The sequence below is a fragment of the Enterococcus sp. DIV1368d genome (genome assembly GCF_050542975.1).
GTDB lineage: Bacteria > Bacillota > Bacilli > Lactobacillales > Enterococcaceae > Enterococcus_D > Enterococcus_D casseliflavus.
This window is the reverse complement of the sequence record NZ_CP172939.1, coordinates 789,791-816,323: the sequence shown is the minus strand read 5'-3', so window position 1 is coordinate 816,323 and position 26,533 is coordinate 789,791. Positions and strand designations below refer to the sequence as shown.

Here is a 26,533-nt window from a genome sequence, read left to right as displayed (position 1 = left end):
TTTTTTTTTAATAAATCACCCATGTGTTCACTCCTGTTCTCCCTCTGTTGTAAGGTAAAATGAATGGAAAAGATAGCTTGGAGGAATCAAGATAGATCATTTTAAAGGCAAGCAATTTCAGCAGGATGTGATTATTGTAGCCGTGGGCTACTATCTTCGTTATAACCTTAGCTATCGTGAAGTTCAAGAAATCTTATATGATCGTGGCATTAACGTTTCTCATACGACGATTTATCGTTGGGTGCAAGAATATGGCAAACTACTCTATCAAATTTGGAAAAAGAAAAATAAAAAATCCTTTTATTCATGGAAAATGGATGAAACGTACATCAAAATTAAAGGAAAATGGCATTATTTGTATCGAGCCATCGATGCAGATGGTTTAACCTTGGATATTTGGTTACGTAAAAAACGGGACACACAAGCAGCCTATGCTTTTCTTAAGCGGTTAGTGAAGCAGTTTGATGAACCGAAGGTTGTAGTCACAGATAAAGCCCCCTCTATTACAAGTGCCTTTAAGAAACTAAAAGAATACGGCTTTTATCAAGGGACAGAACATCGTACCATTAAATACCTGAATAATTTGATTGAACAAGACCATCGTCCAGTAAAGAGACGCAATAAATTCTATCGAAGTTTACGCACTGCCTCTACCACGATTAAAGGCATGGAAGCCATCCGAGGATTATATAAGAAAACCCGAAAAGAAGGCACTCTCTTCGGGTTTTCGGTCTGTACTGAAATCAAGATATTATTGGGAATCCCAGCTTAAATCATAGATACCGTAAGGGATTTTATTCTTTATTTAAAACTTTGCAACAGAACCGTTCGTCGAAAGTTCTCATTGGTTGAGGATAGGCATGTTCAAAACAATCAGTCCGATATCCTTTTAATCCAGTTGCTGCACTATATAAAAAATTTCATCATAGTTTCGCCCTAGTCGTTCCAAAGATTCGATGACAAAAATATCCTTCTTCCTTAAAAAATGAAGTTCTTTTTGCAATTATTCTCGTGAGGTCTTCTTTTAACTACATAAAATTGTAACCACTGGTTTTAAGAGTAGTGTATCATCCCAAATCATATAATTAATTGACTGCGATTGTTATAAAACTCACGGTAAGCCATATAACTAGCAATAAACGAAGAAATCGCAGTAACTGAAATCAACATAAACATCACAACAATTTGGTAACGAATCGCTTGAACAGGATCAATTCCCGCAAAAACCAACCCTGACATCATACCTGGTAGGCTGACAAGTCCAACCGTTTTTGTTTGGTCAATTGAAGGAGCCATGCCCGTTTTGACGCTTTCTCTTACAATACTCATGGACGCTTGTTTTTTATTGGCTCCCAATGCCAATTTTTCCAATACCTGTTGGCGTTGGTCCGTAAATTTTGAATTCAAAGACCGATAGGTCACTCCAATCGCAGTCATGGCGTTGCTGGCAATCATGCCTGTAATTGGAACGATTTGGGAAGGGGACCAGTCAATGACTCCTGAAAAAACAAGAATGAGTAAGGACAAGGCTGTTCCTACTCCAATAGCCGTCGTTGAAATTTTAAAAGAGCGGTTGATCCCCTCACTGCGTGTATGGGCGTTATAAGAAGCGTTGAACACAATGAACAAAACCATCGCTAAAGTGAGAAAGTTGTTATCCACTCGTAATACGTAGCTCAATACATATCCAATAAGGAATAATTGAACGACAGCGCGAATTCCCGCAATAAAAATGTCGTTTCCTAATCCCAATTTCTCTTTGTAATCAATCAACAAGGCAACTATCAAGAGGACAGAGGATAAAAGCAAAGAAAGATTACTGATTTCCAAATTGTTTGTCATTTCGATTCCTCCATTTTTCCACCTTTGATAGTAATCAGACGAGAAGCTTGGTCGATTTCTTCCTGGTTGTGAGTGACGGCCAACACCGTAGTTTGTTGGTCTTTCATCATGTCTCGGACTAAATCAAGGACAATCGCTCTGTTTTCTTGGTCCAATGAACTGGTAACTTCATCCAGGAGCAACACTTTCGGTTGATACATCAAATTTCGGACCAATGCAACCCGTTGTTTTTCCCCTCCTGATAGTTCCTTGACCTCTTTCGATAAGTAAGTTTCAGGTATTTGAACTCGTTCTAACAATTTTTTTGCACGTTCCCGATCAAATCCTTCTTCTCTTATGCGGGCAGGAAAAGACAAGTTCTCTTGAACTGTCTCATCGAATAGAGAAGCGTTTTGAAAGAAATAAGAGACTTCTTTTCTATACTCCACAGGATCGATTTTTTGCAGATCCGTACCTCGATAATAAATTTTTCCGGAAGTTGGGGAAAGCAGCGTACCAATTAATTTCAAAAGGGTACTTTTTCCACTTCCAGAAGGACCAGAAAAAACAATCACTTCCCCTTTGTTTACTGTAAAAGAGATATCTTGAAGGATTTGGTTTCCGTTTGCCTGAAAACCAACCTTCTCTAATTGAAACAATGAATCACTCATACCACTTCTCTCCTTTATAAAAAAGCCCTGCACCAGTGGACCATCCATACGGGTGCAGGGCTTTTGTTTCATCCTAGTGTACCTCAGTGTTCGTTTGGATCGTTTTTGGCGTCTTCATGAGTAGGGTGAACCGTTCCTTCAAGGTGATCTGGACCAGCATAAATGGTATACAGTCTGAGCGGCTTATCACCGGTGTTTTCGATGTTGTGCCACATGTCCGCCGGAACAAATACGGCGTCATCATCCATCACTTTTTGTTGAACATGTAAGTTATCTTTAGAAGGCCCCATTTTACACACGCCTTCTCCTTCTTCAATACGGATAAATTGGTCAATGCCTTCGTGCACTTCCAAACCGATGTCATCGCCCGGTTGAATGGACATTACGGTGACTTGCAGTTTACTGCCTGTCCAAATGGTCGTCCGGTAATTATCATTTCCTGTGGTGGCGTCTTCAATATTAATGATATACGGCTTCTTCCCATGATCCTTGTAGTCTATTTCCATCTTCCATTCCTCCTAGTCTTTGTACTGAAACAATGATACCTACTTCTTATTTATAATAATTCTAATTAATGGTACCACATCTAAAATTCTATGCAAAAAAATTGGCTTTTTGGAGAGCGATTCTAAACAAAGACCATATAATGCGCAATTACAATTGGTACCCCTTAATCCTCAGCACATAAAGGAAAAAATATGGAATCAAAAAATAATCGATATGTACTCTGGTTATGACTTGAATCAGGGAGAATTTCAGAGACGACACATCATACTTTTTTAGTTTGCACTTGTAAACTAACTAGCGTACATTAAGTTTATGCTCACTATCAAGCGTTGTCAATCCTTTAGACTCTTATCAATTTCGAAAGAAAGTAGCAAGGTTATTGATTGTGACTGTAAAAGTGGGGTGTTCCTATAAGCACATTAAACTATCTTCTCTAATTTATCATGCTATTTAAATTCTGTTTTTTCATGAGAATTTTTGTCCAAAACTTGTTAAAATGATTTTAAAAAATACTTACATACACAATCCCCAAAAAACACTAATGTCATTTCAGTCAAAAAAGATACCGCAGAAAATTTCCACCTGAGATTCGATACGATATTACTCTCTTGACAGCCAGCTTAATTCCTTAGTTGAATAGATTATTAAAGTGCACAAAAAACAATGCGGCGTTTGTTATATTTTCTGGTATAAGCGACGGTGCTATAAACTTTTTTGCAGATTAAAAATCATATGAATTTAACTCCAGTAATAAGAGATTAAGTGCCAATGCATAAATGGAGGCATGTCCAGCACTATGCGAATGCTAAAACATCAATAGTACAGGAAATCATGAAAAGAGTGAATAGTAATAATGCTTAAGGAGAGTGTCATGTTTTCTTGGTTTGTTATAGGAGGTTATATCAATGAAAAATACAGTAGATAATTTGTCGAAAAGTAAAGTTATTTTAATGTGCGGCCCTGCGGGAGCAGGTAAATCAACACTAGCAAAAAAATTTGAAAGTACCGGGATGACAATACTATCTTATGATGAAGAATCATTCAAACGAGGTTTGAATGAACATCCTTTACCTCAGGAGGTTTTAGAAGATATTAAAACCTATCTTGATGAAAAACTAATTTCACTTATCATGCAAAACATTGATATTGTTCTCGATTATTCATTTTGGTCTAGAGAAATGAGAAATGAATATATTTCATTATTAAAGAAATACGACATAGAACCCAAAATCTATTATATAAAGACACCTAAGGAAGTTGTTATGGAACGTATTCGAAAAAGAAACGGAAATCATCAAAATGATATCATATTGACGGAGCAAACAGCTTCCACTTATTATGATCATTTTCAACCCCCAACTGATGAAGAAGGTGAAGTTATAGTAGTCGAGGGATATTAATATTGTGGTTTTAGGCATGGAAATTGTACTAGATGATAAGTTTTGTCAAATTTTTTGAAAGATATACTTCCAACAAGGGGATACCAGCTTCAGGTGATATCATTATTGTCATCTCAGAGCAGGGGGTAGTATTGATTCAGCCGGAAGAATAAGTGGCGATGCAATGAAGACGATGAATGCATTATTGAAATTACAGGAAAAAAACTTACTGAAATACGTTATGTTTATTCTTTTGACAACTCTACTCAATCATGATTATGCAATTAGACACGTTATTTTTTATCATGAATGGATATGTTCCCGTCTACCGATGGTGCTAAAAACGCAGTGAATATGTTTCCGAGAACGAACATACTCAAATGACATTCATTCTGTCCTCTCAAGCCACATCGAGTTGGTGGGATTGATAACAAGGGTGGAAAAGTAGAGGCTGGAAATGGCTTGATATAGCGGTATTTTGAGGATTTTGGAGAGTTGAGATTATTTCTTCTTCCATTTCTAAATCCAATGTTACTTGTTCTGATTCTGGTTCTGTTGGCTCATTTGGGATTAAATCCACTACTAGCGTTGAGTTAGTTAACTTTGCAATTTGTTCTAGTGTTTTTATGGTTGGATCTGATTTTCCTGATTCTATTCGTGAATAATTTGATCTACTCATTTCTAATTCTTGGGAGAATTTTTCTTTTGATTTGGTACCTCTCATCTTTTTTAAGTTTTCTCTAAATGCTAGTTCCAAGTTTCTCCCCCCTGTTTATGTAAATATTTTGCACGTTTTCCATTTAATTATATCGTTACACCTTGTAAATCACAAGTGATTAATCACAAATCACTTGTGATTAGTGATTTTAGCTTTTATCTTAATTTATCAACTGTTTAGAATATTAAGTATGCTATACTAATTAACGGCAACTTGCCCCGTAAGGGGGTGCTATTCATGGAACAAATTATCTCGTTAGTTATCGCACCACTTTTAGTGGGTCTAATAATCACATTAGTTGATCATTGGTTAGATGATTAGACGATAGCAAGCAAGTTGCTGTCTAACTCACACGCTTGTATTCGCAACAAGTGCAAAGAAAAGCCCGACCTACTCGCAATAGGTTGGGCTTTTGTGCTATTCATTAGAACTTATCTCGTTTCGCACATTCATTATAGCATGATTTCAAAATGAAGCCAAGTTGCTGATTCTATCTGTTGTTATTGGTGTTGCCTAGAACGATTCTAAGCACATGTTTAATTTTAAAGTGGGCAATTTTATCTTTAAAATGTCCTACAATGATTCAATAAAAGCATGGCTGCTAGTGAAACTTGCGACCATGCTTTTAAATTTACTTAAATTCTCTTTTTAAAAATGATTCCTGATCCTAATACCATTAATGAACCTAGGACAGACAATGCAATATTTGCTGTTTCACCTGTTTTTGGTAAAACTTTCATTTTTCCGTCTAAACCTTTAACTGTAACTGTTCCGTCTTTTTGAACGTCTGCTCCAATTTCTTTAGCTTCAACTTTTTTTGTTGTTCCTATATTCAAAAATCATTTGACGATTAATTATTTTTTAGGTAGCGTATGTTTCAATAAACCAATTGAGTCTATCGTTAATAAGCTAAATAATCAGCGGTTCTGTTGCAAAGTTTTAAATCTACTATCAAATAAGGTAGAATAATAGAAAAAGATAGCAGGAGGAATGACGATGAATCCTTTTAAAGGAAAGCAATTTCAGCAGGATGTGATTATTGTAGCCGTGGGCTACTATCTTCGTTATAACCTTAGCTATCGTGAAGTTCAAGAAATCTTATATGATCGTGGCATTAACGTTTCTCATACGACGATTTATCGTTGGGTGCAAGAATATGGCAAACTACTCTATCAAATTTGGAAAAAGAAAAATAAAAAATCCTTTTATTCATGGAAAATGGATGAAACGTACATCAAAATTAAAGGAAAATGGCATTATTTGTATCGAGCCATCGATGCAGATGGTTTAACCTTGGATATTTGGTTACGTAAAAAACGGGACACACAAGCAGCCTATGCTTTTCTTAAGCGGTTAGTGAAGCAGTTTGATGAACCGAAGGTTGTAGTCACAGATAAAGCCCCCTCTATTACAAGTGCCTTTAAGAAACTAAAAGAATACGGCTTTTATCAAGGGACAGAACATCGTACCATTAAATACCTGAATAATTTGATTGAACAAGACCATCGTCCAGTAAAGAGACGCAATAAATTCTATCGAAGTTTACGCACTGCCTCTACCACGATTAAAGGCATGGAAGACATTCTAGGATTATATAAGAAAACCCGAAAAGAAGGCACTCTCTTCGGGTTTTCGGTCTGTACTGAAATCAAGGTATTATTGGGAATCCCAGCTTAAATCATAGATACCGTAAGGGATTTTATTCTTTATTTAAAACTTTGCAACAGAACCGCTTAGATCAATGCCTTCCACAATGGTTTTGTAAGAAGCTGACGTTTTTAAATAAATACAAATTAGGGATTCAATATGCTTTAAAACCCAGGTATAGTAATGGTTCATTGGAAAGAACAAATAATAAGATAAAAGTGATAAAACGAGTAGCCTACGGCTATCGAAATTTCCACAACTTTCGAGCAAGAATTTATCTCATTCAAGGCTTGATCTTCCAAGTAAAACAAAAACCAGTTAAGCACTCTGCCTAACTGGTTATGACTAAATTTTCAGTTGTCTCTCTACCAGCACTAAATGTCGAAGAGCCAAAAATCTGAGCCAGAATGAGGTTCGTTCTGACCCAGATTTGATTTTGCACAACTCATCAGTCCTTATTAACAAAGAGCTCATATTCCTCATGTTGAGAATACGAAGGCCATGTACCAGCTTATTGGTTTAGTATATAAAATTACTCATTATTTTCGTCATATTCCATCTCATCTTCAGTTACCCACATATGATTCTTAACTTCTTCTTGACCATCGGTTGGAGTGTAATTAACAACGTAAACAGTTCCTGTAATAGATTTATCTACTTTTGCTTCAGCTCCCATCATCCCATCCATGTGATCGGCATTCAAGATAACAGTATCGCCCTCATTTGCTACAGTCTCAGTATCTTTTAACTCTTCTTGTACTACCCATCGATGATTGTTAACCATTGGTCCCCCAGTTTTTGGCTCATAGCTTACTTCATACATTGTAGTATCAAAGGCCCCTACAACTTGAGCATTTGCACCTTTCATCCCTTCCATATGATCGCCTAGCAGTATAACATTACTTCCCACCGGGAATTTAGGGTTTGCAGCATCTTTCATTGAAGAAGGAACCATACCTTCGTGATTCATTCCCTCCATACTATTCATTTCACTAGACGCTGTAGAAGTCGATTCCTCGTTTGTGCTTTTAGAATTATTCGATTCACTTTGATTGCTACACGCTCCTAAAAATACAATAATTCCAAGACTTGCAAATACTAATTTTGTCATCTTTTTCACTGTCTTCATCCTCCTTTAATTAATCACATTTAGGTCATCTCATAAATTTGTAATCCAAAAACTTCTTTTTTAATTGTAGCTATTGATAAGTCCTTCTTAGAAAAGATTACTACAGAATTTGATAAGATATCTAAATGAACTTTTTCGACACTATCTATCGAAATCAGTTGAAAAAATATTTTTTTTGCCCAACATTCACATACTAGTTTAGCAATTTTTATCTGTTTTTGAAACAAATAACTCTCCTCCTTTATTGAAATGGTAACTTTATAACAAATTTAGTTCCTAGACCTAATTTACTTTTTACAGTTATACTACCTTTATGCGCTTCAATAACGCTCTTTACAATAGCTAATCCGATACCTTGCCCCCCTAAAGCTCTACTTCTGGAGGGGTCAGCCATATAAAATCTATCAAAAATATGAAGTTGCTGATCTTTTTCTATACCAATGCCGTTGTCTTCAACAATTAAAAGAACATGGTCTTTATTTTTACTTATAGAAAACTTAATGGTTCCATCCTTTTGCGTAAATTTAATAGCATTACTCAAAAGATTGATAACAACTTGGTTCATTTTATCTTTATCTGCAAATATATTGATGTTATCCCCTTGGATTTCAACATGAAGGTTTTTTGACTCAAATTTGCTGGAGAAATTTTCAATAACGGATTCGATCAACTTATATATGCTAAACTCAGTTTTATTTAAATGATCATACTTTGCTTCAATTTTGTTGATTACTTCTATATTTCCAATTAAACGAGTTAGACGATCTATTTCATCATAACAAGATTGTAGGCGCTCGGGAGTTATTTTCCAGACTCCGTCAATCATTCCTTCCACATTGCCTTTGAGGGTAGCTAATGGAGTTCTTAATTCATGTGAAATATCAGTAGTTAATCTTTTTCGAAGTCCATGCTGTTTCTCCAACTGATTACTTAAATCATTTAGGGAATCAATCAAGGAATTAATTTCAATAATTGAAGTTTCTTGTGGGATTTTATCAGCATATTCCCCACGGGTTAATTTATGTGTAAAGTCGCTTACATGCTTTAGTGGTAATCCTAATCTAGCAGAGATCCACGAAGCAAGTATAAATGATACAAGAAGAGCTGCAATAGCAACATACATTAAACTTTGTTTCATACTGGAGATAAACAAGGCATCGTGCTCTGTATAAGCAAAAGGTCCGAAATAATAAAACGTTACTTTTCCAAACTCGTTTCCATCATTAATTAACTTCTTTTTCGCTTCTATTGTTTCGTCTAGTTTCACACTTTTTTTCTCAGAAACTTTCAAGGCATTTTTTTTCAGTTTGTCCTGTGCTGACTTCAAATTTTTTCCTTTAAGTTCCCAAACCATGTTGCCTTGTTCGTCTTCTATAGAAAAATAAATATTATTTTCTAATGCTTTCTCAGATAGTGCTGCAAGTTCCTCGCTGTTCCATGTTTCTCCACTATTTAACCACAATAAATCAATTGTATATACATACTGATTCAACAAATCTTCTTGTCGCTCTTCTACGTATTTACTAAAATGATTGTTCGTCAAACTTAATGCGACTAAACTAATCCATCCTATTATTAATGTTGCGATTGCTAAAAAGGAAAGAACTAATTGAGTTTTTATCGTTCTTTTTCTCATTAGTGGCCACCAAATCTATATCCTGTACCATGGACTGTCAAAATATACATAGGTGATTTAGCATCATTCTCAATTTTATGTCTTAAGTTTTTTATATGAGAATCGATGCTCCTATCTAGTCCATCAAATTCTATTCCCTTAACTTTCTCTATCAAATCACTACGAGAAAAGACTTTATTAGGTGTGGATATTAGGGCGTGTAGAATATCAAATTCAGTTGTTGTGAGGTTTAATTCCACTTGATGTAGATAAACTTGGCGACTTTCAGGATATACTATCAATTCCCCATTACTTGAAGAAAGCTTATTAGGATTTGATAAGGTCTCAGTTCTGCGCAATACAGTTTGTATTCTCGCAACTAATTCTTTGGGACTAAATGGTTTAATCATATAGTCATCGGCACCTAACTTGAGACCAGTAAGAATATCATCCTCATCAGACTTAGCTGTTAACATTATAATTGGTACATTTGATACTTCTCTGATTTTTCTACACACAGTCAATCCATCAGTATCCGGAAGCATTAAATCTAACACAACTAAATCAGGATTATTTTTCTCGAACTTTTCCAATGCCATTGCACCACTTATTGCTTTATAAACTGAATAATGATTAGCAACTAGATAGGCATCAATAATTTCCAAAATTTTTTCTTCATCGTCCACAATAAGAATTTTCATAGACAATCATCCTTCTTAAATTATTTTCTATTTAATTTCCATTTGTCCCATCATGCCATACTCTTCATGTTCTAATATATGACAATGATACATGAAAATACCCTTATGGTCGAATTTCACAAGAAGTTCTACTGTTTCATCCGGATTTACCAGCACAGTATCTTTCCATCCCTGCTCGTTTAGTGCGGGCTGATTTCCGTCTCTAGATAAAATTTGAAACTGAACACCATGGATATGGAACGGATGAATCATTCCTCCCATCATACTATTAGTATTGTTAACTTCCCAAATCTCTTGAGTATCTAGTTTTTTAAATAAATCTATTCTTTCCATATCAAACTGCTTATTGTTGATGTTTACCATGTGAGACATTCCTCTTAAATTAATACTTTGTCTTGCTAAATCTTCCAATTTCTTTTCATCTAAAGTACTAATAGTATTTAGACTATCAGAGGGAGTAAACTCTTTGTTTTCTATCGTATTCTCAATTCTCATTGTCAAGGCAACCAAATTATTTGCTAGTAAATGAATTACCTCACCTTTTTTATAATTCTGAGTATCCACTAATATTTCTGCCCTTTCCCCGGGGGCTAAAAGTAGTTTACTAAGTTTAACAGAAGTATTCAGAAAACCACCATCTGTAGCAATTTGGTAGAATGATTCATCTTTATCCAAAGTAAAAGTGAAGTTTCTTGAATTAGATCCATTAACAATTCTATACCTCATCCATCGGTTTTTTATCTCAATATATGGATTGATAGTGCCATTAGTAAGCAACGTCTCCCCTTTTGTTCCATCAGAGTTAAAATCATTTTCATAGTTAATTTGATTAGTGGAGCTGAAAGATTTATCTTGCACAATCAAGGGAATGTCGTCGACACCATATTTGGAAGGTAAATCTAATGATTTTGAGTTGTCATCATCAATATACATCAAACCTGCTAAACCCTTATAAACTTGAGATGCTGTTTCTCCTTCCGGATGGGGATGAAACCAGAGTGTAGAAGCTTCTTGATCAACCTCGAATGTTACACTTTTTTTCTGTCCTGCTTCTATAATCTGATGTGGACCTCCATCTGCATCAGAAGCTACTTTCAAACCGTGCCAATGAAAAGATGTGCTAGCATCAAGATTATTGGTTGTATTGATAGTAACTTTTTGACCTTTTTTCAGTCTAATAACTGGTCCTAAAAAATCCCCGTTATAGCCTAATGTTTCAGTTTTTTCTCCATCCATTATTTGAACTTCTCCGTTTTGAGCAACTATATCATATATCACATTTTCTTTGCTTTTTGAAGATGGTTCAAGAACAGGGGGAATCAATAGTTGTCTCTCCGTTTGGTGTACTACCTTCAAATCAGCTTCTTGATTATCCCCCATCATATTGGACATTCTACTTGAGATTTGTCGTTGTTCTTCTTGAAAGACAACTTCAGCATGCTCCTCCTTGTTCTGCTGTTGAATCAATATGAAAACACCGCCTAGGGTCAACATTGATATTGTTGCTGCTAACCAAATATATTTATTATTCTTCAACCCATCATCTCCCATATCTATTATGTAGTTACCATAAAAAAAATATGTGGAGATTTTGTGTTGATTCCCCCACATATACTTATACTTATATAGATATATCCCTAGTTACAGTATACTTTGTATTTTTTAGTAGTTGATTTAAGAATGTTAAAGTTAATTTTGAATCAGCATCGAAAGTAACTGTACCTCTAGCCAAATCAACTATTTTTACACTGACTGTTGGCTCTGCTTCCAAAGCATTTCTTACTTTTGATGCACACCTTGAGCAATTCATTCCGTCAATAACCACTATTTGCAAATATTTCATCATAAAATTCCTTCTTTCTTAAAAAAGTCGCCTATATTGGATTTACTAATCTAATCAATCTTTTAAGAATTGTCTTACAAGTATCATAAGGAAAATTTATGGAGAAACCATGTATAGAGTTTGTTTTAGAGCTTTTAAATATAGGATAGATACAGATTGATTTGTTTAGTGTATGATTGCATATCATGTACATATATCGCTAAGTATCGCGCCCAAAACATAGGTTTCGAGTTTCATGAATATCCTAACAGGTAGAAGTGCTATGATGATATTCGATAAGCATCCTAATATGAAATATAAGTTTAGAACTGCTATTTTGGATAGTTCTTCCTCCTATTCAAATAAATAATTGTTCTACATAAGAATTTCACAATCCTCTCTACCCTCCTCTACTACCAAGTGAAAATCCATTTCAACTAATACCAAAAACCTACATTGGGATTCCAAAGGATTTTTGAGTTCAAAAAAACATGAAATGCCTCTCAGAAATCCGTCCATTGGATTCAACATATACTTATGCACAAAAAGCAGTGAATAAATTTAAAAAACTGGTTTTTCTATATATCTCAATTTGAAAAAAGTAGAATATAGAGGAACTTTCTTACCATAAGAATTCACATATTTAATGTGATGATTCACCAAACTTATAATGCCTTATAATTCGTATTTTTCAACAATTGATTAATAACGCTAATTGATAAATCTGTCTTTGTTGCAATAGTTACTAAACCTTCTTCGAGATTTACTTTCCTAACAGAAATTGAGGGATTCTTTTCTAATGCATACTTAATTTCTCCGGCGCATCCTAGACAAGCCATTCCACTAATAAATAAGGTCTGTAAATGTTCAGTCATAAGACAATCACCTTTCCTATTTGACTTTGAAGTTTTTTAAGCGAAGTGAATTTAAAAGTACTGTTATTGAGCTAAAACTCATAGCAACGCCTGCAATTAACGGGCTTAATAAAGGCCCCCAAAAAATGTTCAAAACACCCATCGCTATTGGAACACTTAACATGTTATAAGCAAATGCCCAGTACAAATTTGACTTTATATTCCAAATTGTTTTTTTGCTTAAATCGATCGTGGACATTAGCAATTGCAGATCGTCGTTCATCAATATTATATCCGCAGATTCCATCGCTATATCAGTACCAGAACCCATCACAAAACCTATATCCGCTTGAGCGAGGGCAAGTGCATCGTTTATCCCATTACCTACCATTGCAACCCTATGTTCTTTTGACTGCAACATTTTAACATAATAGGCCTTTTCTTGAGGTAATACCTCACTAATAACGTTGGTGATCCCAACTTGATTAGCTATTGCCTGTGCAGTAAGTTTATTATCACCCGTGAGCATAACCACATTGAGGCCAAGTTTATTCAACTTTTGAATTGCTAATGCACTTGCTGGCTTTATAGTGTCTTCAATCGCAATTATTCCGAGAAAGATACGATCATTTGCAATATACACTGGTGTCTTTCCTTTAGATGCTAAATTATCTGAAATTAACTTAAATTTACTAATGTCTATATTCAACTGCTTAAAGAACTCTTCATTTCCTAAACTTACTTCGGTACCTTTCAATATAGCATTAATGCCCAATCCAGAGAAAGATTCGAATATACTAGGTTCAACCAGATCAATCCCCACGATTTCGGCTTCTTTTACAATTGCCTCCCCAAGCGGATGCTCGGATGCTTTTTCAGCAGAGGCCGCTAAAAACAAGAGAAAGTTTCTATCCATATTTTCTGCAAGTATTATATCTGTTACCACAGGTTTTCCTTTTGTAATCGTACCAGTTTTATCGAATAATATTGTTTTTACGTGATGAGTTGTTTCTAAAGCTTCACCACTTTTAATTAAAATACCATTTTCAGCGCCTTTTCCCATACCGACCATAATAGCTGTCCGTGTAGCTAAACCGAATGCACAAGGACATGTTATAACTAAAACTGAAATTAAGACTGAGAATGAAAACGAAATACTTTGTCCAGATAGCACCCAAAGTAGACTAGATCCAATCGCAACTAGAATAATGATATATACAAAGTAACTTGAAATGATATCAGCCAGTTTTTCGATTGGAGCTTTCGAAGATTGTGCATCATCCACTAGTTTGCTTATTTGAGCTAAAGTGGTGTCTTTACCAATATGAGTTGTTTCATATCTTATTACGCCATTTTTATTTTTACTGGGTCCTATTACTCGGTCATTAGCTTTCTTTTCAACAGGAAGATTTTCACCTGTAGGCATAGATTCATCAACTAAAGACTTACCACTTATTACAATACCATCCAGTGGCAAACGCTCTCCTGGTTTTGCTATGATCACATCTCCTACTAAAACTGATTCAATAGGAACAGTCTGTTCCTTATTATGTCTGATAGTTTTCGCTGTTTTGGGAGTCATCCTCATTAATTTTTGTATTGCTTCAGATGTCTTATCTTTCGTCACCAACTCTAGGTATTTCTCTAGTCTGATTAACGTTAATATCACTGCTGATGCTCCAAAGTAGAGCTCTTTTGTATAGAGATAATTTCCGAATATAATCTGTATTGTTGCAAAGGTGCCGTATAAAAAAGCAATACTTGTACCTAAAGCAATTAATGTATCCATATTCGGATGTTTTTTCATGAGTGCGGAAAATCCAGTTTTATAATAGTCTTTATTGGCCAATATAACCGGAGTGGTAAATATCAATTGCGTCAGCGAAAAAAAACTAGGGTTTGTCGTAGAATCAATTATTTCAAATAGGGGTAACTCAAGTATATTTGCACTAGCAACATATAGAACAGGAATTGTAAATAGCATTGACGTGATAAATCTTCGCCTTAGCTTCTGTTGCTCTTGTTCTTTTGTTTTATAAATTACTTGTTCCTCCTCTTCAGAAAGAGCATATAGCTGATATCCAAGAGTTTTGACAACATCACTTATTTTTGCAACCGCTGAAGGGTCAGTTGATATTACCGAGAGTTTTTCTGCTTCAAAATTTACGTTGGCATATTTGACATAAGTCATTGATTTAACTACATTTTCAATTTTGTTAGCGCAGGACACACAAGTCATTCCACTTATTCCAAATACCTTTATCTCAGTTTTTTTTCGAATCTCAGCGTCATAACCAATGTCTTGAATAGCTGTTATAACTGTATGATTAGACAAAACACCTTCATCATATTCCAATTTTAGAACCTCAGTTGTTAAGTTAACTTTAGCGAAATATACTCCATCCAACTCATGAATTTTTTTCTCTATTGTTGTTGCGCAAACTGCACAAGTCATTCCATAAAGATTATATTTTGAAATCATTGAATTCCTCCGTGTCAGAACGTTTAACCAATCCGTTTAAATAGTAGCTTACTTCTGAGATACAACCTTCATCCATTCCAGAAAGTAACCTTTGTATTTCGGTTTCTAAAAATTCTTGCTTCTTAATCAGTGAAGTGTAGTATCTTTGGTTTTTTGAAGTGTTAAACGTGATCACATTTTTATCTAACAACCTTCTTATTAACGTTTTTGTTGTGGAGGGATGCCAACTATTACGCTCTTGCATTCCATGTGTTATTAAACCACATATTACCGGTTCATATCTCCAGATAAACTTTAAAACATCTAACTCTGAATTCGATACCTGTATTTTGCGTTCGACCAAGACCATCCCTCCTTAGGCTATTCATAAAGTACGTTCTTCTTTATTAAACAAATGATGAATTGTTGTCAAAGTAGAAACACTTATAGTTACAATTAATAAAAAGCATAAAAAGAAAAATGTTTCCGGTAAAAAACTGATAATTGGATCTGTACGATAGTCAAACATCCAATCATCATTGTCAAAAAATACTTGATGAAAAAGCACAAATGCTTTATCAAAAAACAGAAGTGCCATTACACAGACTGATATTATCATCCACTTGATTAAACTAGTGATTTCTCTGACTTGATCACGCGTTACTAATTTTTTCCTGTTTAGGTATAAAAGAACGCTACTCGTAGAAAGAAGCAATGAATAGTTAAGCTGGAACAAAAATTTAACATCTTTAAAATGGTTTATACCACGATCTGAGACGTATAGATTATCAAAAACCAATTCTTTTTGAAAAGGATTATTTAAATAGCCCATTAAATTTTTAAAATCTTGATTAACTTGAGATCTACTCCAGTTTTGAAAATTTATATCGCTTTGAAAGAATAAATTGATTTTGAGCAAACCAGGGAAGTTGATTGTCAATGTAATCGCGAGGGATAAAGCAAAGACAAAAAATAATAGAAATAGCATGCTTTTTTTCATTAAATTAATATTTATATTAGATCACTCCTTTTAATATAATGATAAAAAAACTTGTGTAGAAAATGTGTACTAATGTATCTGTCAAAAAGTCTACATAAAATTTCCATAATAGCCTGCTATAGTCAAAACAAGTTCATTAGGAAGGAGGGAAGAATTTGAGAGAACCCTACGACAGAGTATTTATTTCGTTTGGTCCATTTACTATTTATTGGTATGCCATTTTCATAGTGTTTGGGATCATAATCGGATATTTTGTTGCTAATAGAAGAGCAAAGCGTGCGGCATTGCCTGAGGATACAATTGTTGATCTGTTGTTATATGGATTGCCAGTTTCTATTATATCGGCCAGATTATACTATGTACTTTTTGAATTACCTTTGTACATTGATGATCCTTTAAGTATCTTAAAAATTTGGGAAGGTGGTCTAGCAATACATGGTGGATTAATTGGTGCTGTATTGACAGGGGTTATTTATTGCAAGAAGAAAAATCTTTCTTTTTGGAATGTTGCTGACGTAGTTGCTCCCAGTATAGTAATTGGACAAATCATTGGACGATGGGGAAATTTTATGAATCAAGAGGCCTATGGAGAAATTGTAGACATAGAGTTCCTACAATCTCTGAAACTCCCATCTTTCATAATTGATCAAATGTATATTGATGGGGCCTACCATCATCCGACTTTTTTATATGAGTCTTTATGGAATATAGGAGTACTCATTATTTTGCTTCTGGTGTCTAGAAATAGAATGTTCTTTGGGCAAATATTTTTAATTTATGTTTCACTATATTCCGTCGGGAGATTCTGGATTGAAGGATTACGGACCGACAGTTTAATGCTAACAGCAAACTTGAGAATGGCTCAAGTCCTGTCCATAGTCCTATTAATTGGCTCTATATTAACTTACATCTATCTCAAAAAATCTAAGGAGGAAGATTTACATGGAAGCATTACTTAATCTCTTACCACTACTATTACTACTAATTTGCCCTATCTCAATGATGTTTATGCATAAAGGGCACGGACATGCTGGGCATCATCATATGCATGGAGAAGATCATTCAAAACACACTGGTTCCGAAAATGATATAGCAAGTTTAAAAATCCAAACTGAGCAATTAAAAGAAGAAGTTGCTACTCTAAAGAACTTAGTTAAGGAGCGATGACAATGCAGTGGTTATTACTTTTATTATGTCCGATAATGATGATATTTATGATGAGGGGTATGCACTCAGGATCGCATAATGAAAAAGATGACGAACAATTGAAACAGGATCTTGAAAATTTAAAAGAGCAAAATGATATCTTAAGTAGTGAACTAAGCGATTTGAAATCACGGTTAAAATAAGTTAAAGGAGTGTGATTTATATTTCACACTCCTTTAAAATTCACTAAATTCATGGTTCAGAATAGAATTGATTCTCTCAAAATATTTAGTCTAACTTTACTCTTTATAAAACGAATAAGGCATGCGTGGTTTATAATCTTTCTTTATGTATTTCTGACACCAAAGAAAATGATCCTCATCATTCCATCCACTCGTTGCATTCCACCAAGAGTACATAACATTCCCTGGTGTATGGGGTAGTCCATACACCAGGGGATTCTAGAAGTAAGATTTATTGTTTCTTTTTTAAGTGCAAATAAAACCATTATCTTCGATGAATATAAGGAAAATACCTTTTTAGATAACATTTCTAGGTTATGAATAGATAGTATTCACTCTATCCGCAATTTTCTTCAACGAAAAGTTACTAAAATGGAAGCATGGGCAGCATTAATATGATGATTTTCTTCTAGACGTTGCTAAGACATTCAATAGCAATGAGCGCCATTATAAATGTGGAAGCTACTCGTAAAAAAAGGGAAGATTGATTTCCAATTCTGCCCAAATGCTTATTTATACTACAATTAACCGTATTAATTTCAACTTCTTTGTCCAGAATAACTACCGAACTAGTTCACCACTTGGATAATGAGATATCGGGGCTAAAATTGTAAAATCTTTGCCAAATTTCTTCATAAAATTAGCATGTTTCTCTAAATCTGTAAATAGAATGTATCGTAAGTGATCATGCAAATTTTGATTACGCATATAATGTGGTCTATTAAATTGTGCTCGTATCTCCTCTTCACGTTGATCTGGTGAGACAATATACATCATCAAATTTTCTTGATGAATCGAATACAAATCATCCATTCGATTCATCCCAGAAATTATTGACGTCGATTTTTCAACCTCAAAAGCACATATCGGTTCCCCATTTTTTGAAAACCAAATAACATCAATCAAACCAATCGTCCTACTTAACGGATTTGGTAATTGATAGATTGTTTCTGGTAATAGAGGTATAGACACATCTCCTAAGCGATTCCCATCTACAATTCTATTATGATCGTTTGAGGCAATCCAAGCATGATAACCTATCTCATTACCTAAAGTAGCTAAGATATATTGGATTTTTTGGTGCACATTTTTGCCATCCTCTTTTTCCAACTTCTGTTTTATTAATTTCTGTGTGTTACTTTCTGAAATTCTGACATACTCTTCTTCATTTTCGCGAACAATATAATTTAGTTTCCCAATATCAAATAAAAAAGCTGAGATAGCACCCAAATCTTTCGAAAAAAGTCCTCCTAAGCAGTTGAGTTCAATCATACCATCACGGAGTTTAAAATAGTCCTCCCATTTACCTAAGCGAATTTTCGAGCCCGTAAGATAATTATATCCATTTACAATAGCTGTGTTAAAAGGAGGGAAAATGGTAGGTTCTAGAAAATATAAAATGTTTGCGACAGCTGGACCAAGCCCTCTGATTTTCTTTTCTGCTAGAATATTTATAGCAAATAACATTTTAATTTCTTGATTAGCTTTAAGAATTTGATCAAGACAAAGTGAAAAAGCTAACTGATTTTCCCTATTTTCATAAATATCCGGAATTCTCAATTTAGGTTTCCACATAAATGCATGCTTGGCTCCTTTAAAAATTTCTGTTTGTTCTGCAATTACATTCATTATGTCCTCTAGGGCTGAATTTTTAAAATCTGTTGGGAACGTTCCGTTATTGACATGTTTGATAAGTACTTGTACGTATTTCCTAACTTTTTTAAACGCTTTCAAACGTTTTTCACTTTTGATAAACCAAGTTTGATACAGTAAATTTTCGCGTAATTTATATTGATTAAACACATCTGTTAAATAAGTATTATCCACTGTAATGATAACCACCATCCCTATTAATATCAATTATTAATATTTTTATAACCTAGTCATCTCTAATAAAACGTGCTACATGCAACATTCCTAATATAATCAATTATAACGATAGTAGTTACTTTGGCCTGATATCTATGACTTTTCTTATTAAAAGTCTAGTTCGGCTCCATTCTGTAATCAATGTAAATGTAGGATTTGTATTGTTTATTAGTCATACTAATAAATTAATGGATTCTCTTCTATTCCTAAAATTTCAACAATCAATTTATGAGGTAAACATATACTCATTTCCCCTGGTCTACTAATCCAGCCTGTACGAACAGCAATTTGATCAGGACTATTATCTTCTTTTACCCTAATTTTCCCTGGAGCTACTTCAATAATATTGTATTTCCCTTTTTGAGGATAATATGTTTTTTCTAAAGACTCACTAACTTGTGATAAGTTAAATTTGTCTACGACTTCTCCATCTATTTTAACAACTGCAATTACATCTTTACTTTCTCTATTATTTTCATTTTTATTAGTATCAAATAGTAAATATGGTAAAAATGATGCCATAATGACTCCAATAATAATGAGATAGTCCCAAGGTTTCGTATGTCTCAATATTTTATCCACTAAATTCGTTCTCCTATATTAACTTTTGATATCATACTTTACAGTTGTGTGAATTTTATGTAGATATGTTTCTACTCCACAAAATCTCCATAAGTTTTAGTTATTTTAAATCTGTCTATTAAATTGAAATGTAGCATATGGATCCTATTACTTTTTGTATAGTAATTCCAATTTCAGTTCCTAATAGAACCTGTAATACACATAAAAATAGAGAGGAGAATATTTGTAAAATATTTCTTCACAATTAAAAATAAGGGAAGTGAAAAATCAATTTGAAAAAATAATTATATCTACCTCGGTCATTGTGTTTTCGCTATTTTTTAGTAATAGTATATTAGTTAAAGCGCAGACTATTGAGGAAAAAATTAAAGAAAAAAATGATAAAATTGAAACGATTGTGAAAGATCAAAAATCAGCTAAAATTTATCTTACTGATTTAGATAACAAAATAACTCAGCTAGAAAATGAATATCAAAAAGTGCTAAAGGAAAAAAACACATCTGAGAAAAAACTTACCGAAATTAATCAAAAAATTACTACTCTTGAGAAAAAAATACACCTTAGAAATAAACTTATCGAAGAACAAGCTCGGAATGCACAAGTAAATCAAAAAAGTGACTCTATAATATCTGTCATGGTAAACGCTGAATCATTATCAGATGCAGTCACAGCAGCCTTTGGTATGACTAAGCTTATTTCTGCTAGTAATGAGATTATGCAGGCTCAGATAGATGATAAAGAAAGTTTAGATGAATTAAAAAAAGAAGCTGAGAAAAAAGTTATAGATGCGGAAAAGGAAACTCGCTCTCTCGAAGAGAAAGAAAAAAATCTTATAGAAGCTAAATTGAATCAAAGTATAAAAATTAATGAGATATCCGCTTCTTTGGCGACAGAGCAATCCGAGAAAGAAAAATTTGAAAATCAAAAACAAGAAGCAGAAAAAAGAAGGGAAGAGGAACTTAAAGCCCTAGCAGAGGAAAAGAAAAAAGAAGCAGAAGCTGCGGCTATTTTAAAAGCTCAAGAGGAAGAATCTGCATCTATTATAAAAGATCAGAAAAACGAAGTATCACAAATAGATGGTAACGAAGACATAGGAACAGATCAAGGAAATACTGATACGCAGGAAGAAAAACAGATCACAAATGAAACTTCGGATAAAGAATCTAACTCAGTTAATCAAGATGAGTACCAAGACAACAATAATTCTTCCAATAATAATCAGGTTCAAAGCCCTAGTTCTTCTGGTTGGGGCGCACCCGTAGCCAACATTATTGTCACAAGTCCATTTGGCGGAAGATCTGATCCTACTGGATTCTCTGGATCTTTTCACGATGGTATAGATATGGGTGGAACTTCGTCAACGCCTATCATGGCATCTAGATCAGGAACTGTAGTGCAGGCATCCTTTGATGGATCCGCAGGTAATTACATTATTATTGATCACGGAGATGGCTACTACTCATATTACCTTCACCTAAGTAATTTTATTGCTGCACTGGGCCAATCAGTGAGTGCTGGCCAGACCATTGGCACCATGGGGACTACAGGAAATTCAACTGGAGTTCATTTACATTTTGGAATAGCGACTAGCTCAAATTGGTCTGGATTCGTAGATCCTGCTCCATTTCTAGGAATCTAAAAATGATAAAAAGAATCAAGCGTATTTTTTTAAATTTACTTTTAATTACCATTTTTCTTATAGGCTTAGTTTTAATATTTAATTTTCAAATTCGATCTTACTTACTGAATAAACAAGTTCAACAATATGACATAGCAAATTATTCAAAGAAAGATTTGGAAGACAATCTGAAAAGGAAAGGAAACTTTGACTTTGATTCTGTTGAATCTATTTCAAATGAGTTAGTATTAAAAGCACAATTTAAAAATAGTGATTTACCTATAATAGGTGGTATCGCTATACCCGATGTAAAATTATCTTTACCCATATACAAAGGCTTAGACAATATTTCACTACTTTCTGGGGCTGGTACAATGAAATCAAATCAGCAGATGGGAGAACGAAATTATGCTTTAGCAAGCCATAGTGCTAAAGATAAAACTATATTATTTTCTCCATTAGAGTTTATTTCTCTAAAAGAAAAAATATATGTAACAGACTTAAAGAATATTTATATTTACCAAGTGTCTTTGAAAGAAAAAGTGGATCCATCAAAAGTAGAAGTCATTGATGATATTCCTAATAAAGAAATGATCACTCTTGTTACATGCGGGGATTTGGAAGCTGTAACGAGATTGATTGTACAAGGCACACTGATCGATACAGTTGAATTTAAGAATGCTAATCAATATATCCAATCTTTATTTAGCTAATATAAAAAGTCTTATCAGTCCTGACAGATTACGAGTAGTACTTTTTATCAAAGAAAGAAGGTGCTTTCTAAATTCAAATTGTTTTATGGTCATAATAAATTAAATAGGGAAACGAACGCGATTATAAGTTCGTTTCCCTATTTTTTATGAGTGTCTTTAATCTAATTGAAAAGAGCCCTTTTTGATCCAACCTCAAGAAAATTTTGAAAAAATCTTACTATGGAGCTAACTAGTAACGCACCCTATTTAATCAATTAGGAATTTGCTCATCTCCCCCTTGTCATTCTATAGTTTCTAGGGAAGATTCAGACTGTGATTTTCCTAAGGAATATCCTCGTAATGACCGCAAGTAGCAATATTAATAATTGATTCCAAAACCATAAAGCAAAATTTATTTCCTACACTACTAGCAAATAACCTAGAATCACTGACCAAAAAAATTCAGCTGATTAGTATTTTCTTCATTTCCCATAAACCTAAGTCTAGAGCCCGTGCCATTAAATAGATACATAGGAAACTAAAAAGAAACGCATGCCATAGATTAAACATTCTCGACGAGTAATCTGCTTTGAGAGAAAGAAAGTCGGTACCACTACAAGTGATTGTATGTCACTATATATATGCGGATAAACTGATTTTGTTGTATTAACAAAGGTTCGATTAAAATAAACTCCGTTAAAAATCTTTGCTAAGAATTTAGTAAAAAAAGTTGATTCTATCGTTTGAACAGTGTTTCGAATCCCTTACGTCAAGTAGAACAATGTGGGGAGAATAAGTGCAGCCGTCATTAATAACGCTAATAGTGCATAAACAGTAAGTTTTAGCAGCATTCGACTAAATTCCGCAATTTGAAGATGCCTTCGATACCCCACAGCAAAAAAGAATAGAACTGAAAAAAAGTAACCATATATGCAATATAAAAATTCGAAACAATCAACAGAAAAATTCACACAATGTACCGCTTCAGCAGAATGTTCTTTTCAATGAAAAAGTGGATCTCGTCAATAATGAATGGTAAAAGAAAAAAGCATCCAGCCAAATAACATTTAAAAAATAGCCAGCCATTATACCAGAAAACATATAATTCAAAGCTTGCAACAAAGCAATACCTGGCTTATTGCTGAAGGGTACGTGGGTAACCATCTAGAACAAAGCCATTTTCAACATCTTTTGCTTGTAAGCGACTCTTAACCAATGAGATTATCCACTCATCTGGAACTAGCTCTCCTTTATTCATATATTCTTGCACTCTGAGTCCGAATGTATCTTTCTCCTTGGTTGCTTCTCGTAACATTTCACCAGTTGAAATAGCCGTCAGGTGGTACTCCTCTGCGATTCTTTTAGCTTGGGTGCCTTTCCCAGCACCAGGTAACCCTAAATGGACCAGCCTCATAATTTTTCCTCCTTATAAACTAAAAAAGGAAGAGATGATTTTTTAAATTATTTCATCTCTTCCTTTCCTGTGAAACTATTGTATTTTTACACGATAAGGTCATTCAATTATTTCATGTGCCAAATAACTGTTTATTTTGGCTCTAATTTCAATGTCATAGCATTGATGGCAACAATTACAGTCGAAAGTGACATCAAGACGGCACCGACTGCTGGAGTTAATGTTATGCCAATTGGTGCTAGTATTCCTGCAGCTATTGGGATCGCGATAAAGTTATACCCTGCTCCCCAAACAAGATTTTCTTTCATCTTACGTGTGGTCTTCTGAGCCAACTCGATAAAGGATTCAATGTCGCCAGGGTCTGACTGTGTCAAGATGACATCGGCTGAATCCAATGCTACTTGAGTTCCGGCACCAACAGCTATACCAACGTCTGCTAATGCAAGAGAAGGTGCATCGTTGACCCCGTCACCGACCATGATAACTTTCTTTCCTTCTGCTTTAAGTTTTTCAATTAATTCATATTTGTCTTGAGGAGATTGATTAGCTAGATAATCAATACCTAAAATTTCTGCAGCTCCTTGAGCCGCTTTTTCATTGTCACCCGTTGCCATAATCGGCTGAATCTTGTTCTTTTTAAGGGCTTGTATTAAGTCTTTACTTGTCGGTTTTAATTCATCCCCTAAAGCTACAGCACCGATTGCTTGGTCGTTTTCTACTAAGACACTGAGGGTTGCTCCTTTTGGAATATCCATATCCAGATTACGTCCATATGATTTTTGACTGATTAATTGATAACGATGTCCGTTAGCTTGACCTTCTACACCAGCGCCAGAAATAACATCAATCGAATCAAAACTTACTGGACGTATCCCTTGCTGTTCTGCGTAACTAATAATTGACTGAGCGATAGGGTGACTAGATCCACCTTCGATACCTGACAATAAGGCAACGATTTCATCTTTCGTATATTTATCATTAAAGAGTTCAACATCTAATACTTTAAACTCACCAGTTGTTAAAGTTCCCGTTTTATCTAAAACTATAACATCTGCTTTTGTAGTCAACTCCAAAGCGTCCCGGTCTTTCACTAATAATCCCCGACTGGCCCCTAAGCTGGTACTACGAGCAGTCACCAATGGAATAGCCAGACCCAGGGCATGCGGACAAGCAATAACTAATGTGGTGACTGTAAAAATAACTGCCGTTGGTACATCAGCTATAACCATCCATATGACAAGGGCAATAAGCGCTACAATAACCGCAATATAAAAGAGCCATCCTGCAACTTTTTGTGCAAGATTTTCTGCTCGAGAAGATTGGCCTTGAGCTTGACTGATTAATGCCTGAACCTGAGAAATGAAGGACTTATCGCCCGTCTGCTTTATTTCCACATAGAGGACTCCGCCACCATTGGTTGATCCACCGATGACCTCATCTCCGGGATTTTTTTCAATTGGTTTCGATTCCCCAGTCACAAGCGCTTCGTTTACACGTGATTCTCCGCGAATAATGATACCATCAGCTGGAACATTTTCTCCTGCTTGAACACGGATAACATCTCCAATCTGAAGTTCAGACACAGGACGAGTCTCAATCGAATCGTCTTCTAAAACAACATGAGCATCTTTCGGCACCAACTCAGCCAATGCTTTTTGCGCGTCCCCTGCTTCACCCAATGCCTTCATTTCAATCCAGTGTCCTAATAACATGATTAAAATTAACGTTGTAAACTCAAAGAAGAAGTCCATGACATGTTCTCCGGTCACATATCGAGCGGCCACTGCGTAAACACTATAGGCATAAGAAACCGTTATTCCCAAAGTAATCAAGGACATCATGCCTGGAGCTTTTGAATTAAACTCATCTTTCGCACCCATGTAGAATGGTTTTCCGCCATAAATGTATAGAATTGTTGCCAATACAGCCGCTACAACGTCTGCATAAGGAAAAATAATTTGGAAAGGCAACTGAATATCCATCATAGGAGTAATGAGTAAGATTGCAATTCCTAATGGGAGTGACTTCAAGAAAATCTCCTTAAAGCTACCGTGATGGTGGTGGGCATGCCCTCCCATTGCGCCATGATCCATTTCACTGTGATCCATCGCACTATGATTCATCTTGCTGTGATCCATCTGACTATGTTCCATTTCATTATGGTCGTGTTTTGAGTGATCCATGTCGCCGTGATTATGATGACTATGTGACGAATGTTTTTTGTTATTCCTCATTTTTAATTCCTCCTTATTATATTAGAGACTGATTTTAAAGTTTTAGAACTTTCTCATCTAACACTGCATATAATTCTCATGAAAAGGGTTCTATACTTTATCTCTATCTACTATCTATGAATAAATGGTATTCGTACTTTATGCACTTAATACTGAATAGTTAGTTTCTGCTAAAGCAGCATTGAGCGTTTCGGTATCAATCTCTGTTTGACTTTCAAGTACTGCTTTTTTAGTCTCTAAATCAACCTCTACAGATTCAACCCCTTCAATAGCTGAAAATCTTTCTTGTACCGTGTTCGCACAACCTGCACATTTTACGCCATCTAATAAGACTTCTTTTTTCATTATTTTATTCCCCTTTTTTTTTTATCTTCTCCTATTATATAGAATAGGAAGAAGTTTAAATCCCAG

General features: G+C 34.7%; 30 protein-coding genes and 1 pseudogene. 11 read left to right on the top strand and 20 right to left on the bottom strand.

Translation table 11 applies throughout. From position 1 onward, the window contains the following. Positions 1 to 91: 91 nt before the first annotated feature. Positions 92 to 772, top strand: coding sequence for an IS6-like element IS1216 family transposase (locus IGJ44_RS03875; RefSeq protein ID WP_162985213.1), 681 nt, complete (start codon positions 92 to 94; stop codon positions 770 to 772). Between the two features lie 305 nt (positions 773 to 1,077). On the opposite strand, the gene IGJ44_RS03870 is transcribed toward IGJ44_RS03875, so the two are convergent. The 3 genes from IGJ44_RS03870 to IGJ44_RS03860 all read right to left on the bottom strand — a co-directional run bounded on the left by IGJ44_RS03870 (position 1,078) and on the right by IGJ44_RS03860 (position 2,998). Further along, positions 1,078 to 1,842 carry an ABC transporter permease gene (locus IGJ44_RS03870; protein ID WP_002337614.1) on the bottom strand — a complete coding sequence of 255 codons (765 nt, stop codon included), beginning with the start codon at positions 1,840 to 1,842 and terminating at the stop codon, positions 1,078 to 1,080. Then, on the bottom strand, positions 1,839 to 2,492 hold the full coding sequence (locus IGJ44_RS03865; RefSeq protein WP_002307505.1) for an ABC transporter ATP-binding protein: 654 nt from the start codon (positions 2,490 to 2,492) through the stop codon (positions 1,839 to 1,841). Before IGJ44_RS03865 ends, IGJ44_RS03870 begins: the two co-directional genes overlap by 4 nt. An 83-nt stretch (positions 2,493 to 2,575) precedes the next feature. After that, positions 2,576 to 2,998 carry a cupin domain-containing protein gene (locus IGJ44_RS03860; RefSeq protein WP_002307506.1) on the bottom strand — a complete coding sequence of 141 codons (423 nt, stop codon included), beginning with the start codon at positions 2,996 to 2,998 and terminating at the stop codon, positions 2,576 to 2,578. Between the two features lie 906 nt (positions 2,999 to 3,904). Here IGJ44_RS03860 and IGJ44_RS03855 point away from each other — a divergent pair. Then, positions 3,905 to 4,399 carry an AAA family ATPase gene (locus IGJ44_RS03855; protein ID WP_002337568.1) on the top strand — a complete coding sequence of 165 codons (495 nt, stop codon included), beginning with the start codon at positions 3,905 to 3,907 and terminating at the stop codon, positions 4,397 to 4,399. A gap of 379 nt (positions 4,400 to 4,778) precedes the next feature. Here the strand turns inward: IGJ44_RS03855 and IGJ44_RS03850 are convergent, their stop codons facing one another. Continuing rightward, positions 4,779 to 5,135: a helix-turn-helix transcriptional regulator gene (locus tag IGJ44_RS03850; RefSeq protein WP_002337567.1), complete on the bottom strand. Its 357-nt coding sequence runs from the start codon at positions 5,133 to 5,135 to the stop codon at positions 4,779 to 4,781. A 198-nt stretch (positions 5,136 to 5,333) separates the two neighbouring features. Between IGJ44_RS03850 and IGJ44_RS03845 the strand changes: the two genes are divergently transcribed. Next, a complete protein-coding gene (locus tag IGJ44_RS03845; protein WP_071869432.1) occupies positions 5,334 to 5,417 on the top strand; it encodes a type I toxin-antitoxin system Fst family toxin in 84 nt (27 codons plus the stop codon). A gap of 314 nt (positions 5,418 to 5,731) precedes the next feature. Here IGJ44_RS03845 and IGJ44_RS03840 read toward each other — a convergent pair whose 3' ends face one another. Further along, a complete protein-coding gene (locus tag IGJ44_RS03840; protein ID WP_002337566.1) occupies positions 5,732 to 5,932 on the bottom strand; it encodes an LPXTG cell wall anchor domain-containing protein in 201 nt (66 codons plus the stop codon). Positions 5,933 to 6,092: 160 nt separating this feature from the next. Between IGJ44_RS03840 and IGJ44_RS03835 the strand changes: the two genes are divergently transcribed. Together IGJ44_RS03835 and IGJ44_RS03830 are read left to right on the top strand one after the other, a co-directional pair. Then, positions 6,093 to 6,773, top strand: a complete 681-nt coding sequence (locus IGJ44_RS03835) for an IS6-like element IS1216 family transposase (protein ID WP_162985212.1) — start codon at positions 6,093 to 6,095, stop codon at positions 6,771 to 6,773. Next, positions 6,752 to 7,078 carry a transposase gene (locus IGJ44_RS03830; protein WP_375354779.1) on the top strand — a complete coding sequence of 109 codons (327 nt, stop codon included), beginning with the start codon at positions 6,752 to 6,754 and terminating at the stop codon, positions 7,076 to 7,078. The genes IGJ44_RS03835 and IGJ44_RS03830 overlap by 22 nt, the downstream gene beginning before the upstream one ends. 197 nt (positions 7,079 to 7,275) lie before the next feature. Here the strand turns inward: IGJ44_RS03830 and IGJ44_RS03825 are convergent, their stop codons facing one another. From IGJ44_RS03825 to IGJ44_RS03800, 6 genes are read right to left on the bottom strand one after another with little or no spacing between them, the layout of a single operon-like run. Continuing rightward, the gene (locus IGJ44_RS03825; protein WP_002316691.1) at positions 7,276 to 7,872 is read right to left on the bottom strand and encodes a YdhK family protein; all 597 of its coding nucleotides are present in this window, start codon (positions 7,870 to 7,872) and stop codon (positions 7,276 to 7,278) included. A 20-nt stretch (positions 7,873 to 7,892) separates the two neighbouring features. Then, positions 7,893 to 8,099, bottom strand: a complete 207-nt coding sequence (locus IGJ44_RS03820) for a hypothetical protein (protein WP_002307659.1) — start codon at positions 8,097 to 8,099, stop codon at positions 7,893 to 7,895. A 14-nt stretch (positions 8,100 to 8,113) separates the two neighbouring features. Beyond that, positions 8,114 to 9,508 carry a sensor histidine kinase gene (locus tag IGJ44_RS03815; protein ID WP_430606144.1) on the bottom strand — a complete coding sequence of 465 codons (1,395 nt, stop codon included), beginning with the start codon at positions 9,506 to 9,508 and terminating at the stop codon, positions 8,114 to 8,116. Next, positions 9,508 to 10,188, bottom strand: coding sequence for a response regulator transcription factor (locus tag IGJ44_RS03810; RefSeq protein ID WP_002294790.1), 681 nt, complete (start codon positions 10,186 to 10,188; stop codon positions 9,508 to 9,510). Before IGJ44_RS03810 ends, IGJ44_RS03815 begins: the two co-directional genes overlap by 1 nt. A 27-nt stretch (positions 10,189 to 10,215) precedes the next feature. Next, positions 10,216 to 11,799, bottom strand: coding sequence for a multicopper oxidase family protein (locus IGJ44_RS03805; RefSeq protein WP_005237583.1), 1,584 nt, complete (start codon positions 11,797 to 11,799; stop codon positions 10,216 to 10,218). A gap of 10 nt (positions 11,800 to 11,809) precedes the next feature. After that, positions 11,810 to 12,034, bottom strand: coding sequence for a heavy-metal-associated domain-containing protein (locus IGJ44_RS03800; protein WP_002294786.1), 225 nt, complete (start codon positions 12,032 to 12,034; stop codon positions 11,810 to 11,812). 181 nt (positions 12,035 to 12,215) lie between these two features. Between IGJ44_RS03800 and IGJ44_RS03795 the strand changes: the two are divergent. After that, a pseudogene (locus IGJ44_RS03795) lies at positions 12,216 to 12,335 on the top strand (transposase); the annotation flags it as partial. Between the two features lie 340 nt (positions 12,336 to 12,675). Here IGJ44_RS03795 and IGJ44_RS03790 read toward each other — a convergent pair. Genes IGJ44_RS03790 through IGJ44_RS03775 form a run of 4 tightly spaced genes read right to left on the bottom strand, consistent with a single transcriptional unit; the run spans position 12,676 to position 16,325 of the window. Then, entirely contained in the window at positions 12,676 to 12,885 is a 210-nt protein-coding gene (locus IGJ44_RS03790) for a heavy-metal-associated domain-containing protein (RefSeq protein WP_002325575.1), read from the bottom strand. Positions 12,886 to 12,901: 16 nt separating this feature from the next. After that, positions 12,902 to 15,346 carry a heavy metal translocating P-type ATPase gene (locus tag IGJ44_RS03785; RefSeq protein ID WP_029486063.1) on the bottom strand — a complete coding sequence of 815 codons (2,445 nt, stop codon included), beginning with the start codon at positions 15,344 to 15,346 and terminating at the stop codon, positions 12,902 to 12,904. Further along, entirely contained in the window at positions 15,330 to 15,695 is a 366-nt protein-coding gene (locus IGJ44_RS03780; protein WP_005237590.1) for a BlaI/MecI/CopY family transcriptional regulator, read from the bottom strand. The genes IGJ44_RS03785 and IGJ44_RS03780 overlap by 17 nt, the downstream gene beginning before the upstream one ends. 15 nt (positions 15,696 to 15,710) lie before the next feature. Continuing rightward, a complete protein-coding gene (locus tag IGJ44_RS03775) occupies positions 15,711 to 16,325 on the bottom strand; it encodes a TIGR01906 family membrane protein (RefSeq protein WP_002337632.1) in 615 nt (204 codons plus the stop codon). Positions 16,326 to 16,480: 155 nt separating this feature from the next. On the opposite strand from IGJ44_RS03775, the gene lgt reads away from it, so the two are divergent. The 3 genes from lgt to IGJ44_RS03760 are packed head-to-tail and all read left to right on the top strand — an operon-like array spanning position 16,481 to position 17,674. Continuing rightward, the gene (lgt, locus tag IGJ44_RS03770; protein WP_002294779.1) at positions 16,481 to 17,284 is read left to right on the top strand and encodes a prolipoprotein diacylglyceryl transferase; all 804 of its coding nucleotides are present in this window, start codon (positions 16,481 to 16,483) and stop codon (positions 17,282 to 17,284) included. Then, positions 17,268 to 17,492: a DUF2933 domain-containing protein gene (locus tag IGJ44_RS03765; RefSeq protein ID WP_002307648.1), complete on the top strand. Its 225-nt coding sequence runs from the start codon at positions 17,268 to 17,270 to the stop codon at positions 17,490 to 17,492. The genes lgt and IGJ44_RS03765 overlap by 17 nt, the downstream gene beginning before the upstream one ends. Further along, positions 17,489 to 17,674 carry a DUF2933 domain-containing protein gene (locus IGJ44_RS03760; protein WP_002307645.1) on the top strand — a complete coding sequence of 62 codons (186 nt, stop codon included), beginning with the start codon at positions 17,489 to 17,491 and terminating at the stop codon, positions 17,672 to 17,674. The genes IGJ44_RS03765 and IGJ44_RS03760 overlap by 4 nt, the downstream gene beginning before the upstream one ends. Before the next feature lie 600 nt (positions 17,675 to 18,274). Here IGJ44_RS03760 and IGJ44_RS03755 read toward each other — a convergent pair. Then, complete coding sequence (locus IGJ44_RS03755) at positions 18,275 to 19,558, bottom strand: hypothetical protein (RefSeq protein ID WP_005237611.1); 1,284 nt, start codon at positions 19,556 to 19,558, stop codon at positions 18,275 to 18,277. A gap of 201 nt (positions 19,559 to 19,759) precedes the next feature. Beyond that, positions 19,760 to 20,164 (bottom strand): NusG domain II-containing protein, encoded by a 405-nt coding sequence (locus IGJ44_RS03750; protein WP_430606141.1) that lies wholly within the window; start codon positions 20,162 to 20,164, stop codon positions 19,760 to 19,762. A gap of 259 nt (positions 20,165 to 20,423) precedes the next feature. On the opposite strand from IGJ44_RS03750, the gene IGJ44_RS03745 reads away from it, so the two are divergent. Both IGJ44_RS03745 and IGJ44_RS03740 read left to right on the top strand, forming a co-directional pair. After that, entirely contained in the window at positions 20,424 to 21,803 is a 1,380-nt protein-coding gene (locus IGJ44_RS03745; RefSeq protein WP_430606140.1) for a peptidoglycan DD-metalloendopeptidase family protein, read from the top strand. 2 nt (positions 21,804 to 21,805) lie between these two features. Continuing rightward, positions 21,806 to 22,495 carry a class A sortase gene (locus IGJ44_RS03740; protein ID WP_002337548.1) on the top strand — a complete coding sequence of 230 codons (690 nt, stop codon included), beginning with the start codon at positions 21,806 to 21,808 and terminating at the stop codon, positions 22,493 to 22,495. Between the two features lie 1,114 nt (positions 22,496 to 23,609). Here the strand turns inward: IGJ44_RS03740 and IGJ44_RS03735 are convergent. The 3 genes from IGJ44_RS03735 to tcrZ form a co-directional block, all read right to left on the bottom strand. After that, positions 23,610 to 23,888: an adenylate kinase family protein gene (locus IGJ44_RS03735; RefSeq protein WP_074536907.1), complete on the bottom strand. Its 279-nt coding sequence runs from the start codon at positions 23,886 to 23,888 to the stop codon at positions 23,610 to 23,612. 131 nt (positions 23,889 to 24,019) lie between these two features. Further along, the gene (gene tcrB / locus IGJ44_RS03730; RefSeq protein WP_074536908.1) at positions 24,020 to 26,122 is read right to left on the bottom strand and encodes a copper-translocating P-type ATPase TcrB; all 2,103 of its coding nucleotides are present in this window, start codon (positions 26,120 to 26,122) and stop codon (positions 24,020 to 24,022) included. Positions 26,123 to 26,260: 138 nt separating this feature from the next. Next, positions 26,261 to 26,467, bottom strand: coding sequence for a copper chaperone TcrZ (gene tcrZ / locus IGJ44_RS03725; RefSeq protein WP_074536909.1), 207 nt, complete (start codon positions 26,465 to 26,467; stop codon positions 26,261 to 26,263). Positions 26,468 to 26,533 lie beyond the last annotated feature (66 nt).

What these genes read in the sequence shown, in the direction of transcription:
- IGJ44_RS03870 (WP_002337614.1), bottom strand. Translation starts at nt 1,842, where the DNA reads ATGACAAACAATTTGGAAATCAGTAATCTTTCTTTGCTTTTATCCTCT.
- IGJ44_RS03865 (WP_002307505.1), bottom strand. Translation starts at nt 2,492, where the DNA reads ATGAGTGATTCATTGTTTCAATTAGAGAAGGTTGGTTTTCAGGCAAAC.
- IGJ44_RS03860 (WP_002307506.1), bottom strand. Translation starts at nt 2,998, where the DNA reads ATGGAAATAGACTACAAGGATCATGGGAAGAAGCCGTATATCATTAAT.
- IGJ44_RS03855 (WP_002337568.1), top strand. Translation starts at nt 3,905, where the DNA reads ATGAAAAATACAGTAGATAATTTGTCGAAAAGTAAAGTTATTTTAATG.
- IGJ44_RS03845 (WP_071869432.1), top strand. Translation starts at nt 5,334, where the DNA reads ATGGAACAAATTATCTCGTTAGTTATCGCACCACTTTTAGTGGGTCTA.
- IGJ44_RS03835 (WP_162985212.1), top strand. Translation starts at nt 6,093, where the DNA reads ATGAATCCTTTTAAAGGAAAGCAATTTCAGCAGGATGTGATTATTGTA.
- IGJ44_RS03825 (WP_002316691.1), bottom strand. Translation starts at nt 7,872, where the DNA reads ATGAAGACAGTGAAAAAGATGACAAAATTAGTATTTGCAAGTCTTGGA.
- IGJ44_RS03815 (WP_430606144.1), bottom strand. Translation starts at nt 9,508, where the DNA reads ATGAGAAAAAGAACGATAAAAACTCAATTAGTTCTTTCCTTTTTAGCA.
- IGJ44_RS03810 (WP_002294790.1), bottom strand. Translation starts at nt 10,188, where the DNA reads ATGAAAATTCTTATTGTGGACGATGAAGAAAAAATTTTGGAAATTATT.
- IGJ44_RS03805 (WP_005237583.1), bottom strand. Translation starts at nt 11,799, where the DNA reads ATGTGGGGGAATCAACACAAAATCTCCACATATTTTTTTTATGGTAAC.
- IGJ44_RS03800 (WP_002294786.1), bottom strand. Translation starts at nt 12,034, where the DNA reads ATGATGAAATATTTGCAAATAGTGGTTATTGACGGAATGAATTGCTCA.
- IGJ44_RS03790 (WP_002325575.1), bottom strand. Translation starts at nt 12,885, where the DNA reads ATGACTGAACATTTACAGACCTTATTTATTAGTGGAATGGCTTGTCTA.
- IGJ44_RS03785 (WP_029486063.1), bottom strand. Translation starts at nt 15,346, where the DNA reads ATGATTTCAAAATATAATCTTTATGGAATGACTTGTGCAGTTTGCGCA.
- IGJ44_RS03780 (WP_005237590.1), bottom strand. Translation starts at nt 15,695, where the DNA reads ATGGTCTTGGTCGAACGCAAAATACAGGTATCGAATTCAGAGTTAGAT.
- IGJ44_RS03775 (WP_002337632.1), bottom strand. Translation starts at nt 16,325, where the DNA reads ATGAAAAAAAGCATGCTATTTCTATTATTTTTTGTCTTTGCTTTATCC.
- IGJ44_RS03765 (WP_002307648.1), top strand. Translation starts at nt 17,268, where the DNA reads ATGGAAGCATTACTTAATCTCTTACCACTACTATTACTACTAATTTGC.
- IGJ44_RS03760 (WP_002307645.1), top strand. Translation starts at nt 17,489, where the DNA reads ATGACAATGCAGTGGTTATTACTTTTATTATGTCCGATAATGATGATA.
- IGJ44_RS03755 (WP_005237611.1), bottom strand. Translation starts at nt 19,558, where the DNA reads ATGGTGGTTATCATTACAGTGGATAATACTTATTTAACAGATGTGTTT.
- IGJ44_RS03740 (WP_002337548.1), top strand. Translation starts at nt 21,806, where the DNA reads ATGATAAAAAGAATCAAGCGTATTTTTTTAAATTTACTTTTAATTACC.
- IGJ44_RS03735 (WP_074536907.1), bottom strand. Translation starts at nt 23,888, where the DNA reads ATGAGGCTGGTCCATTTAGGGTTACCTGGTGCTGGGAAAGGCACCCAA.
- tcrB (WP_074536908.1), bottom strand. Translation starts at nt 26,122, where the DNA reads ATGAGGAATAACAAAAAACATTCGTCACATAGTCATCATAATCACGGC.
- tcrZ (WP_074536909.1), bottom strand. Translation starts at nt 26,467, where the DNA reads ATGAAAAAAGAAGTCTTATTAGATGGCGTAAAATGTGCAGGTTGTGCG.